The organism is Aeromicrobium alkaliterrae (assembly GCF_039529015.1).
Lineage (GTDB): Bacteria > Actinomycetota > Actinomycetes > Propionibacteriales > Nocardioidaceae > Aeromicrobium > Aeromicrobium alkaliterrae.
The window spans coordinates 296250-309224 of record NZ_BAAAME010000005.1; the positions used below are offsets into that span (position 1 = coordinate 296250).

The window sequence follows — 12975 nt, forward strand, 5'->3', positions numbered from 1 at the left end:
TTGGCCAGGTCCGGATCGAGGATGAACTGCAGCGCACCGGGATCGGCCCGCGTGAAGTAGTTCGCGACCAGGTCGTAGTTGCCACCGGAGATCTTGGCCGCGCGCTCGGCGTTGGGCGTCACGTCGATGACCAGCTCGATGCCGACCTGCTTCAGCTGGTCCTGGACCAGCTCCTCACCCGGCGAGGTGTTGGTGACCAGGTCCAGGAGGGTCAGCTTCTGGCCGTCCTTGTAGCGGTAGCCGTCGTCGCCGACCTCCCAGCCCGCGTCATCGAGGATCTTCTCGGCCGCCTCCGGGTCGTACTCGAGCTTGTCGGCCTGGCTCTTGAAGTACGGCGTCGTGGTGTCGTAGCCGCCCTCGACCAGGGGGTAGTCGTCGCCGTAGATGGTCGCGGCGTACGTCTCGATGTCGATGGCCTGGTGGAGCGCGTCGCGCACCGCCTTGTCGGCCAGCGGCCGCCCCTCGCTCACGTTCGCGAAGTAGGTCTGCGAGACACCGGGCAGCGACCGCGACTCGATCGTGGCCCCGGCGCTCTCGATCAGCGCCCGGTCCTCGACCGTGAAGGGGTTGCGGGGCCACGCGATGTCGACCGCGCCGCTCGTGAGGTTGCCCGTGCGCACGCTGTCCTCGGCGACGTAGCTGAACTCGACGGCGTCGAGGTACGGCGCCTCGGTGTTCTCGGCGAGCTCCGAGCCCCAGGCGTAGTCGTCGCGCTTGACGATCTTCAGCAGCTCGCCCGGCTGGTAGGAGTCGAGCGTGAACGCCCCCGAGGCGACGAAGTCGCCGAGGCAGCGGTCGGCCGGCGTGTTCTGGAACGAGGCCGGCGAGATCAGCGCGAGGTTGGTCGTCGAGGTGGCCTGCAGGAACGAGCTGTTCGGCTGGTCGAAGGTGAGCTTGACCGTGAGCGGGTCGACGACCTCGGCGCCGTTGAGGCCCAGCACGTAGCTGGCGCCGAACGCGGTGCCGTTGGTGGCCTGGACCGTCGCCAGCCAGCCCTCGACGTTGGCCTTGACGGCCTCGGCGTCGACGGGCGTGCCGTCGCTGAACGTCACGCCGTCCTTGAGGTTGAAGGTGTACGACAGGCCGTCGGGAGCGACCTCCCAGCTCTCCGCGAGCCACGGCGTGATCTCGCCGGTCTCGGGGTCCTGGTCGGTCAGCGAGTCCGCGAGGTTGCGGATCACGGTGCGGTGCTCGATCCAGTAGACCTGGAACGGGTCGACGCACGCGAAGGCCACGTTGTCGGGCCAGAAGGCCACCTTCAGGGTGCCGCCCGGGACGGGGTCACCGGCGGGTCCGGCGTCGTCGGAACCGCCGCCGCAGGCCGTGAGGGCCAGCGAGGCGAGGGTGGCGGACGCGAGGGTTACCGCGAGGCGTCGGAAGCGGGTCATGATCGATCTTTCTGGGGGTGGGGGTGGGGGTGGTGATGGTCGGGTCAGACGCCGAGGACGCGGCGGCCGGCCGCGATCTGGGCGGCGTCGAGCTGCGGCGGGTGCACCCGCACGCAGAGCACGTCGCGCAGGTGGCGCTCGAGGGAGTGGTGGCGCGAGAGGCCCGGGTTGCCCAGCGCCTCGACGGCGGTGCTCGCGGCGGCGACGACCGCGCGGGCGATCGCGCCCTTGAGCACGCCGAGCTGCGGCGTGAGCGCGCTGAGGTCGCCGGCCTCGGCGCGCGCGAGCGTGCCGAACAGGAGTGCCTCGGCCTGGGCGACCTGGGTCTCGATCTCGCCGGCCACGGCCTGGATGCGCTCGGTGGTGGCGATGGGCGCGCCGAGGGCGGTCGGCACCCGGTCGCGGGCGTAGGCCACGAAGGCCGACCGCGAGGCGCGGGCGGCGCCGACGTAGAGCGCCGGGTGCCAGAACGACTGGATCCCGGGCGTGGCCGCCGGGTCGCGGTACACGCCGTCGTCCCCGCGGGGGATCTCGACGAAGGCGTCGGCGCGAACCGGGGTCTGGTCGTACACGACGTCGTGCGTGTTCGAGGCGCGCAGGCCGAGGTGGTCCCACGTCTCGATCCAGGTGATGCCAGACGCGTCACCGGGCACCAGCACGTGGCCCACGCGGGGCTCCGGCTCGTCGGTCACCGCCCACACGACGTGGTACGCCAGGGCCTCGCCACCCGTGGCGTAGGACTTGCGTCCCGACAGCGTCCAGCCGTCGGCCGTGGCCGTCAGCGTCGTGGCGGGCAGGCCGCCGCGCGCCGGGGCACCCAGCTCGGGCTCGGCCCGGATCGCGTTGACGGGTGCCGGCCCCTCGAGGCCGCGGCGCAGCAGGTCGGCGTAGAGGTCCTCCGGCCAGTGCGGTGCGGCCGCCTGGCCGGCGTGCGTGTGCAGGGTGTTGGCGACGATGAGGGCGACCGACGGGTCGCCCTCCCCGAGAGCCACCAGCACCCGTGCGGTGTCGACCAGGCCGAGCGCGGGTCCGCCGTGCGCGGCCCCGACGGTGGCCGTCAGCAGTCCGGCCTCGTGCACGATGCGCAGGCCGTCCCACGGCACCTCGCCCGTGCGGTCGTGGCGCTCGGCGTGCTCGGCGAGCGCTGCCGTCACCGTCGCGAGGGCGTCGTCGGAGACGTCGGGGGTCGGGATGACCACCTCCGCGGTCGCGGTCACGCGATCCCCGCGACCTGCGGGAAGTCCGCGCCGTACGCGCCGAGGTGGTCGGCCTGGAGCGTGCCGCGCTGGCCCGTCTGCTCGCGGTGCGCCAGCTCCTGCTTGACCAGGGGGATGACGTAGCGGCCGTAGTCGATCGCGTCGTTGAGCGTGTCGTAGCCGCGGATCGAGACCAGGTCGGCGCCGAGGTCGACGTAGTCGAGGATCGCGGCCGCGACGGTCTCGGGGCTGCCCACGAGGGCGGTGGAGGCGCCCGTGCCGCCGGTCGCGGCGGCCGTCCGGGTCCAGAGCGCCCGGTCGTACACGTCGGCGCGGCTCGCGAACTCCAGGGCGCGCTGCGCGCCCACGTTCTGCGGCGACTCCTGGCCGAGGAAGCGCTGGATCGCGGCCTTGCCGGCCTGGGTGTTGGCGGCGAGGCGGTCGGCGTAGCGGTACGCCTTCTGCCACGCGAGCTCGTCGGTCTCGGCGATGATTGGACGGAACGTCACCCAGATGCGCTGGCGCGGACGCCCCGCGGCGTCGGCGAGCGCGTGGATGCGCTCGATCTGTGCGGCGATGTCGGCCAGCGGCTCGCCCCAGAAGCTGAAGATGTCGGCCTGGCGACCGCCCACCTCGAACGCGGCGTCCGACGAGCCGCCGATCGAGACCGGGATGGTGTCGCCGTACGGACGGAAGCCCGGACCGAAGTCGTCGATCTTGTAGTACGTGCCGTCGTGGCTGAACGGCTCGGTGTCGTGCCAGCCGCGACGCAGGAGGCTGATGAACTCCTCGGTCCGCGCGTAGCGCTCGTCCTTGCTCAGGTAGTCGCCGTGCCGCGCCTGCTCGGCGTCGCTGCCGCCGGAGATGATGTGCACGACCGCGCGGCCCTCGCTGACCTGGTCGAGCGTCGCGAGCTTCTGGGCCGCGACGAGGGGGTGTCCCAGGTTCGGGCGCACCGCGATGATCGGCTTCACGTTCTCGGTGAGTGCCGCCACAGCGCCGCCCAGCACGTAGGGGTCGGCGGAGACCGACGCGTACGGGAGCAGCGTGTAGTCGTAGCCGCCGTCCTCGAGGCTGCGGACGTACCGGCGGAAGTACGGCAGGTCGATGCCGCGGCTGGCCTGGTGCTGCAGCTCGGTCGACGGGTTCAGGTGAGTGAGGCTGATGAACTCGGCCGTGCGGGCAGCGGTGGCGGGGAGGGCAGCGGGGGCGTCGGTGACGGTCATGAGGAGCGTGGTCCTTTCGGCTCTGCGGACCCCTGAACCGTCGGCGCTGGCGGGGCACATCCGTCGCCGGTCTCACGATCCGGACACGGTGTCCACGCCTCGGCGACCACGAACGTGCCGCTCGATCCCGCGTCTTCGCAGGTCAGGGGCGGTTGACAGCGGGCTCGCGCAGCGACTCATCGGGATAGCAAAACCACACTCATCGCGAATTGCTGATGGACGCCCGCGGCGCCCGACCCGCACTGTGGACCGAGTGACCGCCACTGCACCCACCCCTGCCCCGGCCACCTCGGACGCCGGCCTGCGCACGGCGTTCCGTGGCGCCATGGCGAACGTCGCCTCTCCCGTGGCCGTCGTGACGGCGCTCGACGACGGCGTGCCGCACGGCACCACCGTCAGCGCCTTCTGCTCGCTGTCGATGGAGCCGCCGATGCTCCTGGTCAGCCTCGACGTCGGGTCGTCCCTGCTGCGCCACGCCGCCGTGGGCCGCACCCTGGGCGTCAACGTCCTGTCGGCCGCTCACGACCAGCTCGCGCTGCGCTTCGCCCAGCGCGGCGTCGACCGGTTCGGCGACCTCGACTGGTTCGTCCTCGACGGGGCTCCCGCCCTGGCGGACGTGCACGCCTGGGTGGCCGTCGAGGTCGAGCGGCTGGTGCCGGCGGGCGACCACGTCGTCGTCCTGGGTCGCGTGATGTCGGCCGCGGCCGGCACGCACCGACCCCTGACCTACTGGCAGCGCAGCTTCGGCTCGCACTCCACGTTCTGACCGAGCGAGGTCGCGGGCTTGGTATCGTCGGCCCCGGCACTCTGTGCCCTCGCGCAGTCGATGACGAAGTGCTCGTCTGACACGTTCGCGGAGAGGACTGGCCCCGGCCAGGACACGTCTGCGATGGAGATTGCGCAACCCGGCCCCGATCCACGGGCGGGTTGTGATCACCATGCCGCGCACGCGGCGCGAGAGAAGAGGTGGGACATCGTGTCCACGACGAAGCCCGACAAGGCGACCGCCGACCTGACGGCGGTCCAGGACAAGATCGCCGCATGGCCCGAGCCGTTCAGGTCGATCGGCACCCAGCTGCACGAGACGATCCTCGCGGCGGGACCGAAGGTGAAGCCGCGCATCTGGTACGGGATGCCCGGCTATGCCGCGGGGCGCAGCACGCCCGTCCTGGTGTTCTTCCGCCTCGACGACGGCGTGATGTCGTTCGGCATCTCGGAGAAGGCCGCCGTCGAGCAGGAGCCCGACACCACGCTCAAGCCGTCAGCCTGGTTCCTCGACTCCATTGATGACGCCACGCTCGCGAAGATCGCCGGCCTGGTGCGCACGGCGTTCTCCTGACGGGACCTGCTGGCCGGACCTCGGCCACGAGCTGCCGAGAGCGAGCGGAACGGCTTGGAGAAGCGCACGGGCGTGCCATCCATCATCGCGAGGTGCTTGTCGCTGGCGTGGCCGAGCGTCTCGCCCTCGATGGTGCCCGAAGGCATCATCTGGGCGAAGACCTCGCCCAGGTGCTCATGGCTGTCGCCTCGCCTTCGAGTGGCAGTGCTCCGACGAGGGGTGAGACTGGAGGCATGACGACCGAGTCGCTCCGGGACGAGCTGCGCCAGTTCATCGCCGACCGGGTGCGGGCGGTGGGAGCCGGGGACGCATCAACGCTCATCAACGCGCACGACACCCAGGTGCTGAGCTTCCCCGTCCTCCCACCCGCGAGAACCCGCGGCACCTCCGCTGTGGCTGAAGCACTCACCGCCTGGGTGGACTCGTACTCCGTCGGGCCGGGGTACGAGGTGCACGAGCTCGAGGTCGATGCCGACAGCACCCTCGGGTACTGCGCCTTCCGCTACCACGTGACCGGCACCCTCACGGCCGGAGGTGAGGTCGACATGTGGGTACGAACCACGCTCGTCTGCCGCCGCGTCGACGCCACCTGGAAGATTGTCCACCAGCACGAGTCCGTGCCCTTCGACCCCGAGACCGGCCAGGGCATCATCGACGCCGCACCGGAATCCGCCTGAACGCCGACGCACCTCCACCGAGTCGCAGCGCTGAGCCCGTCATCGTCTCGACCTGACGTCAGCTCGCTCACGCATCGAGGGCGAGGGAGGCCGACAGCTCCCGGTGCGCGTCGATCTGGCCCTGGATGGTGGCGAGATTCTGCTCGACGCCGGCCATGACGTCGCTGCCGGCGACGAAACGTCGGGGGAGATCGCCGGAGTCCGACAGCGTGACGAGTGCGCCGGCGAGCTTGGCCGGGTCGCCGACCTGCTGGCCGTTCATGCCGGACCACGCCTTGATGGTCTGCTCGGTGCGAGTCGCGTAGTCCTCGATCTCCAGCTCGGGCCAGATCGTCGAGGCGCCCTCGACGAGGAGCTCGGTGCGGAAGAAGCCTGGCTCGACCGCCATCGTGCTGATCCCGAACGGGGCGAGGTCGTAGTGCAGCGACTCCATCCATCCCTCGAGGGCGAACTTCGACGGCGCATAGGCGGCACAGAACTCCTGGCCCATGAGCCCGGCCGCGGAGGTGATGGTGATGACCTGGCCGGAGCGCTGGGCGCGCATCACGGGCAGGACCTCGCGAGTCACGTTGAGCGGACCGAAGAAGTTGGTCTCCATCTGGGCGCGGAGCTGGGCGGGACTGATGTTCTCGAAGTAGCCGGCGTAGAAGTTGCCGGCGTTGTTGATCAGCACGTCGATGCGACCGAAGCGATCGACTGCGGCCCGGGCAGCGTGCTCGGCCGCCTCGGGGTCGGTGACGTCGAGCGCGACGGTCAGGAGGTTCTCGTGGGCGCCGACGGCGTCCTCGACCTTCTGGGGGTCGCGGCCGGTGGCGACGACGTGGTGACCGCCAGCGAGTGCCGCCCGGGCGATGTCGATGCCCATGCCGCGGCTGGCTCCGGTGATGAACCAGACCTGGGTGTTCGTCATGACTGCTCCTTCTGTCCGACCGTTCACGGCCGGTGGTGGTGATCGGTTCCACCAGTCAAGGACGCTCGACCGATCCGAGACAGTCCCTGTCGTGAGGGGTACCGGCAGGGACCGGCTAGCGACGCGACCGGGTCGTACCGTGGACGACATGGACAGCAACGAGGAGATCCGCGAGTTCCTCATGTCGCGTCGCGCGAAGCTGTCGATCAGCGACGTCGAGCTGCCCGACTTCGGCGGACGCCGGCGCGTCCCCGGCCTGCGGCGTGAGGAGGTCGCGATCCTCGCCGGCGTGAGCCCGGAGTACTACAAGCGCCTCGAGCGCGGCAACGCCAAGGGCGTCTCGGAGTCCGTGCTCGACGGAGTCGCCCGTGCGCTGCAGCTCGACCAGGCTGAGCGGACCTACCTCGACGACCTCGTGCGGGCCGCGAACGCCGGCACCCACCCGTCCCGCAGGCGACAGCCCGCGCGGCGGCTCCAGGTCCGACCGCGCGTTCAGCAGATGATCGACGCGATGTCGACGGTGCCGGTCTTCGTCCAGAACGGGCGGCTCGACGCCATCGCCACCAACCAGCTCGGCCGCGCCCTGTTCTCGGCGATGTTCGACGACCCGACCGCACCGACGAACGCCGCCCGGTTCATCTTCCTCGACCCGCGGGCCCAGGAGTTCTACGCCGACTGGGACGGCAACGCCCGCCAGGTCGTCGCGCTGCTGCGCGCCGAGGCCGGACGATCGCCGTACGACCGCACCCTCGGCGACCTCGTCGGCGAGCTGTCCACCCGCAGCGATCTCTTCGCCAGGCTCTGGGGGTCCCACGACGTCCGCGTGCACCAGACCGGCCTCAAGCGTGTCCGTCACCCCGTCGTCGGCGACCTCGACCTCGACTTCGAGGCGATGCCCCTGGCCTCCGAACCGGGTCTGCAGATGCTCGTCTTCTCTGCCGAGCCCGGCTCGACCTCGGCCGAAGGACTCCAGCTCCTCGCGAGCTGGGCGGCCACCGCGCAGCTGGCACCGCTCGGCGCGCTTCGGGATCGCACCAGTTCCGGCGGATCCTGACGCCGTCAGGCGCTCAGATCTTCCTGAGCGAGGACTCCTTGTGCGCTGCCGAGGCGCCCGTCTTCTCGCTCTCGACGATCCAGTACGGATCGTCGTCACTCGCGTTGAACTTCTGCTTGTCGTGCTGGAACGTCGAGGTGCGCTTCTCGAGGGCCTTGCCCTGCGTGCGCCCCTGCGAGGTACCCCACGAGACGCGGTCACCCTTGCTGATCGTCATGCCGACGACTGTCCCAGCCTCCCGCTGGCTGCGCGCGTCGAACGTGGACGAGGTGTTGCCGTCAAGCCTTCGGGAGACGCCAGTCCTGTTGCGCCGCCCACTGCTGGAGGGTGGTGGTGGTCAGGCCGTAGCGGGCTGCGTGGTGGCGGCGGGCGGGGTAGCCGACGAGGTCGTCCAGGGTTCGACCTTCGTGAGCCGCGCCGCGGACCAGCTCGAACTCGTGTGGCGGCGCGTGGACGACCGTGATCGTGCGGTTGGCGACCGCCGAGATGGCTGCTGCCATCTCGGTGTAGGTCGCCACGTCGCCGGCGAGCTCGATCTCTGCCTCGTGGAAGGTGTCGGGGTCGGCCACGGCGGCGGCGACGGCGGCTCCGAAGTCGTTCGCGTTGATGAGCGCGATCCCGGTCTGCGGGATGGTCGACGCCGTCAGCGTGCCGCCGGAAGCCTGGTGCAGGTCCGGGTGCATGTCTTCGCGGTGGCCCGGGAGGAGGTTGTCCATGTAGTAGGCGGGCTTGAGGATGGTCCAGCGATCGACGCCCGCCTCCCGGACCGCCGCCTCCGCGGCCTCCTTCTGGGTCCAGTACGTCGCCAGCAGCTCACCCTGCTCGTAGTGCGGGAATCTGGCCTTCCAGCCCGTTCCCGAGACCGACGTGTGGACGATCTGGCGGACGCCAGCGCGCCTGGCCGCGGTGGCGATGTTGCGGGCCTGACGCTCCTCCGAGCCCAGGTCGGCCATGTCGGCTCCGAATAGCTGCACGGAGAACACTGCGTCGTGTCCCTCACTGGCAGCCTCCAGGGAGGCGAGATCTTCCAGGTTCCCGACGGCGAGGGCAACGCCCTGTTCGGCGAGCGCTCGGGCCGCCGGCGCCTCGGGATTGCGGACGAACCCGGTGACGGAGTGACCGCCGCGCAGCAGCGCCTGGACGACGGCACCGCCCTGCATGCCGGTGGCGCCGGTGACCAGCACCTTCTTGATGTTGTTGCTCATGTCAGTTCCTCATGGTGGTTGATCGTGTTCGGAAAGCTGGGGCGCTCAGAACTCGAGCACGGGCCGGCCTCGCAGGCCGCCCTCCTCGACGAGCCGGTGCGCCTCGGCGACCTGCTCGAGCGGGTAGGTCCCCGCGACACGGAGCTGGAGGGCACCGGACTCGGCGAGGTCGCGCAACTGCGTCAGGGCCGCGGTGTCCTGGACCCGGTCGAAGACGTAGACCGGGAACCAGCTCACGCCCCGGTCGGTGCCGCCGGTGAATCCCTTGAACGTCGAGATCACTCCGCCGTCGCGCACCGCGGCAGCCACCGCCTCGCCCACCGAGCCGGCGTCGATGACGCCGTCGGCACCCTCGGGACGCAGCTCACGGACCGCGTCGGGGAACCCGTCCCCGCGGGGAAGCACGTGGTCGGCTCCCAGGCTCGCGACCAGCTCACGGTCCCGGTCGGCAGCATCGGCGATGACGGTCAGGCCGGCCGCCTTGGCCAGCCCGATGGCGTACCCACCGATCCCGCCGGCCGCGCCGGTCACCGCCACGGTCGACCCGGACGCCAGACCCAGCGCCTCCACACCCATCAGCGCAGTCAAGGACGCCATCAGCAGGGTCGAAGCCGACGTCAGGTCGACCCCCTTCGGAGCGCGAACCACCTGCTCGGCAGGCACCACCACGTACTGCGCCTGCCCACCAAGGTCCAGCTTCGGCTCGGTGATCGCCAGCACCTCGGCGCCGACGGTCAGGTCCGGACGAACACCCTCACCGACCTCGTCGATCGTCCCGGCCGCCTCCCACCCCACGACGTACACGTCCGAGGGCGGATTGCCCTCGGGGTCGTACTTGGCCGAGAGGCCGGAGCGAATGTTCGCGTCGGCCGGGTGCACGGGAGACGCGACCACCTCGATCCGGACCTGCCCCGGCCCCGCATGAGGTTCGGGAAGCTCCAGGACCCTCATGACCTCACGGCCGCCGTGCTCGGTAAAACCTACGGCCTTCACTACGCCACCTCGTCGTCCTGCACTCGTCGCTCACCCCGACGCAGGCATGCCTCGAGATCTCCTCGACCGTAACAGAAACGATACGGTTCCGTCTCGATACGATGCAGTCTCGTTTGTCACACTCCGCCGTGCGATGTGAGCGCGCGGCCGGATGCGCCTGCTACTCCTGGGGAGCGCGGCTGCCCAGCAGCGGTAGCAGGACGTCGTCGACGATCCGATCGAAGTCGCCCCGACTGAGAGGACGACCGGTGACGTGCGGCAGGCTCGTCAGGAGTCCGATGACGGTTGCGAGATCCATCTCGGTGAACGGCCACGGCAGCTCGCCCCCCGCAGTGGTCCGCGATGCCACCACGTCACCGGCGTCCACGAGGTCGGCAGCGGTGACCGCCATCGCGATGGCCCGTGCGATCGCCTCGATGAAGCGCCCCCGCAGGGCGTCGACCAGCTCGGCATCATGCCGCCCGCTGTTGAGCAGAGCGCTGATGACCTGCTGACGCCGCGCGTCCATGCAGCCCGAGGCCCCGATGAGGCCCTCGACGAGGTCGTCCCGCAGGCTTCCGGTCGGGGTTCGGGGGCCGGTGGGGAAGGTGATGGTGTCGACCACATCGGCGAGGAGGTCGTTCATGTGGCTCCAGCGGCGATAGACCGTGGACTTCCCCACGCCCGCTCGCGCGGCGACGGCCTCCATGGTCAGCCCGCCCGGACCCTGCTCGCTCAGCAGGTCGAGCACGGCGTCGAGGATCAGCTGGTCGCGCCCAGCGTCGCGAGACCTGCCCACCGACCCGGCAGGGCGCTGGCGCACGTGCGCGGGGGTCTCGGCGTTCATCAGGTCGAGATTACCCAACAGGCGTCGTCCGACCGTAGGTCGAACGCCTCGACCGCGAGCTCACCCCTGCCTCTCCCCCTCCGCGGAGAGTGACACGCCGGGGAGCTCGGCGGCGTCGAGGAACAGCTCGGCGATGCGGCGCAGACCCGCGTCCGCAGCCGAGCTCTCGCGTGTCGCCAGGTACACGCGACGCTCCACGGGAATGCTCAGGGGGAGAAGGCGCACGCCTGCCGGTAGTGGGGTCGCAGCGAGCTGTGGCACCAGGGCGAGGCCGGCTCCGACGGCGACGAGCTGCAGCAGCACCGAGAAGTCCGTCGCCTCGGCCACGATCCGTGGCACGAATCCGGCCGCGCCGCAGGCTCGACGCACCATGTCGTGGCAGCTTCGCTCGCGGTGGGGCACGAGCCACGACTCGGTGGCGAGCGCGCTCAGGTCGACCGGACCGGACAGGTCGCTGGCGTCCGGCACCGCGAGGTGCACGGGCTCGGCCATCAGGGGCTGGAGCGCCAGGCCGCGCGGGTCGGTCGGCTCCATCGTCGAGTACGTGTGGGCGACAGCGAGGTCGACGTCGCCGCGACGCAGAGCAGGGACCGCGTCCTCGACCTCGAGCTCGAGGAGCTCGATCCGGAGCCCGTGCTCGGTGTCGTCGAGCAGACGCGCCCACACGCCGGCGACGAGGTGTCGCGCCGCCGTGGGAAAGGCCGCCACGCGGTAGGTGCCGGCGGCACCTTCTCGCAGGCTTCGCGCCTCCATCTCGGCCAGCACGAGCTGCTCGACGAGGTCACGTCCGTGCCGGGCGAGCAGACGACCCGCCGGCGTGAGCCGGACGGTCCGGCCGTGCTTCTCGGTCAGCTTCATCCCCACGTCGCGCTCCAGGGCACTGAGCTGCATCGAGATGCCCGGAGCCGTCTGCTGCAGCCGCTCCGCCACGGCCGCGATCGTCCCCAGGTCGTCGAGCTCGGCCAGCATCCTGAGCTTTCGGGCGTCCAACACATCACCAATCATGAGTGATGAAGCAAGAAAAAGTAAATAGACCTTTGCCTTCTGGACGGCCACGCTAGACGCATGACCTCGACACGCCACCCGATCTCGCTCCTGACCGTCGCCGCAGGCGTCGTGGTGGTCGTCTCGTGGGCCAGCGCCTTCCCGGCGATCCGCGTGGCCGTCCCGGAGCTCGGCGTCGTCGGGCTGTCGCTCGTACGGCTAGGGGTCGCCGCTGTCGCGCTGCTCGCGCGCGCCCCGTTCGGCCGGATCCACGTGCCGGCCCGACGAGACCTGCCCCTGGTCCTGGCGTGCGGGTTCTTCGGCATGGCGGCCTACCAGGTCCTGCTGAACTGGGGCGAGGTCCACGTGCCGGCCGGCACGGCGAGCATCATCGTCTCGGCGGCCCCGCTGGTCAGCGTCGCGATCGCCGCCGGGGTCTTCGGTGAGCGCCTGACGGCCACCAAGGTCCTCGGCAGCACCGTCGCGATCGCCGGGGTCGTGCTGGTCTCGACGGCGCGCTCCGACGTCAGCGTGTCGTCCGCCGTGCTGATCGTGATCGCCGCGGGTGTCGTGCAGGGGATCTACCACCCCCTGACGAAGCCGTTGCTCGTCCGTTACTCCGGCGTCGAGGTCGCCACCTACGGGATGGTCGCCGGGGTCCTCATGACCCTTCCGCTGTCGGGCTGGGCGCTCGACGACCTCGGGCACGCCTCGGCCGACGCGTGGTGGGCGGCGATCTACCTCGGCGTGATCCCCTCGGCCCTCGGGTTCGTGATGTGGGGCTACGCCGTCGCCCGCCTGCCCGTCATCACCTCGACGTCGTTGCTCTACCTCGTCCCCGCCGTCGCGATCGCGATCGCCTACGTCTGGCTCGGCGAGGTCCCGCTCCGCTCCGAGCTCGTCGGAGGTCTCGTCGTCATCGCAGGCGTCGCCATCGTGACCCTGGGCGACAGCCGTCGGCGGCCGGCATCGCCACGCAGCACGCCCCATCGAGCCACGTCTCGGGCCAACTGAGACCACGTGACGGGAGTTCACCGGCAACCCCTGAGAGCTTTCACTCAACCCGCTTTCCAACCGCGCCAGCGCCAATTTCGGCCAGTTCGTCACGGTCCGTTTCGCTGGAATTGCAGCGATTCTCATCACTGCCCATCACGGCCAATCACGGCAATTCATGGTC

General features: G+C 70.6%; 14 protein-coding genes. 5 read left to right on the forward strand and 9 right to left on the reverse strand.

Features of this window, described 5'->3' with window-relative positions:
* The 3 genes from ABD127_RS15505 to ABD127_RS15515 form a co-directional block, all read right to left on the reverse strand.
* Nucleotides 1-1388 (reverse strand): ABC transporter substrate-binding protein (locus ABD127_RS15505; protein WP_344203137.1); only part of this gene is annotated, 1388 nt, incomplete at its 3' end.
* 44 nt (nt 1389-1432) lie between these two features.
* Nucleotides 1433-2605: an acyl-CoA dehydrogenase family protein gene (locus tag ABD127_RS15510; protein ID WP_344203139.1), complete on the reverse strand. Its 1173-nt coding sequence runs from the start codon at nt 2603-2605 to the stop codon at nt 1433-1435.
* Entirely contained in the window at nt 2602-3810 is a 1209-nt protein-coding gene (locus ABD127_RS15515) for an LLM class flavin-dependent oxidoreductase (RefSeq protein ID WP_344203141.1), read from the reverse strand. The genes ABD127_RS15510 and ABD127_RS15515 overlap by 4 nt, the downstream gene beginning before the upstream one ends.
* Nucleotides 3811-4063: 253 nt before the next feature.
* On the opposite strand from ABD127_RS15515, the gene ABD127_RS15520 reads away from it, so the two are divergent.
* The 3 genes from ABD127_RS15520 to ABD127_RS15530 all read left to right on the forward strand — a co-directional run bounded on the left by ABD127_RS15520 (nt 4064) and on the right by ABD127_RS15530 (nt 5826).
* Nucleotides 4064-4576: a flavin reductase family protein gene (locus ABD127_RS15520; protein WP_344203143.1), complete on the forward strand. Its 513-nt coding sequence runs from the start codon at nt 4064-4066 to the stop codon at nt 4574-4576.
* 210 nt (nt 4577-4786) lie between these two features.
* Nucleotides 4787-5149, forward strand: a complete 363-nt coding sequence (locus ABD127_RS15525; RefSeq protein ID WP_229054666.1) for a DUF1801 domain-containing protein — start codon at nt 4787-4789, stop codon at nt 5147-5149.
* Nucleotides 5150-5382: 233 nt separating this feature from the next.
* A complete protein-coding gene (locus ABD127_RS15530; protein ID WP_344203146.1) occupies nt 5383-5826 on the forward strand; it encodes a YybH family protein in 444 nt (147 codons plus the stop codon).
* A 67-nt stretch (nt 5827-5893) separates the two neighbouring features.
* Here the strand turns inward: ABD127_RS15530 and ABD127_RS15535 are convergent, their stop codons facing one another.
* Nucleotides 5894-6736, reverse strand: coding sequence for an SDR family oxidoreductase (locus tag ABD127_RS15535; RefSeq protein WP_344203148.1), 843 nt, complete (start codon nt 6734-6736; stop codon nt 5894-5896).
* A gap of 148 nt (nt 6737-6884) precedes the next feature.
* Between ABD127_RS15535 and ABD127_RS15540 the strand changes: the two genes are divergently transcribed.
* Entirely contained in the window at nt 6885-7790 is a 906-nt protein-coding gene (locus ABD127_RS15540) for a helix-turn-helix transcriptional regulator (protein ID WP_344203150.1), read from the forward strand.
* A gap of 13 nt (nt 7791-7803) precedes the next feature.
* Here ABD127_RS15540 and ABD127_RS15545 read toward each other — a convergent pair whose 3' ends face one another.
* From ABD127_RS15545 to ABD127_RS15565, 5 genes are all read right to left on the reverse strand, one after another.
* The gene (locus ABD127_RS15545) at nt 7804-8007 is read right to left on the reverse strand and encodes a hypervirulence associated TUDOR domain-containing protein (protein ID WP_344203152.1); all 204 of its coding nucleotides are present in this window, start codon (nt 8005-8007) and stop codon (nt 7804-7806) included.
* A gap of 61 nt (nt 8008-8068) precedes the next feature.
* On the reverse strand, nt 8069-8995 hold the full coding sequence (locus tag ABD127_RS15550; RefSeq protein ID WP_344203154.1) for an NmrA family NAD(P)-binding protein: 927 nt from the start codon (nt 8993-8995) through the stop codon (nt 8069-8071).
* Between the two features lie 45 nt (nt 8996-9040).
* A complete protein-coding gene (locus tag ABD127_RS15555; protein ID WP_425545837.1) occupies nt 9041-9946 on the reverse strand; it encodes an NADP-dependent oxidoreductase in 906 nt (301 codons plus the stop codon).
* A gap of 202 nt (nt 9947-10148) precedes the next feature.
* Nucleotides 10149-10814, reverse strand: a complete 666-nt coding sequence (locus tag ABD127_RS15560) for a TetR/AcrR family transcriptional regulator (protein WP_344203158.1) — start codon at nt 10812-10814, stop codon at nt 10149-10151.
* Nucleotides 10815-10874: 60 nt separating this feature from the next.
* Nucleotides 10875-11807: a LysR family transcriptional regulator gene (locus tag ABD127_RS15565; RefSeq protein WP_344203159.1), complete on the reverse strand. Its 933-nt coding sequence runs from the start codon at nt 11805-11807 to the stop codon at nt 10875-10877.
* A 72-nt stretch (nt 11808-11879) separates the two neighbouring features.
* Between ABD127_RS15565 and ABD127_RS15570 the strand changes: the two genes are divergently transcribed.
* The gene (locus ABD127_RS15570; protein WP_344203161.1) at nt 11880-12812 is read left to right on the forward strand and encodes a DMT family transporter; all 933 of its coding nucleotides are present in this window, start codon (nt 11880-11882) and stop codon (nt 12810-12812) included.
* The last annotated feature ends 163 nt before the right edge of the window (nt 12813-12975 follow it).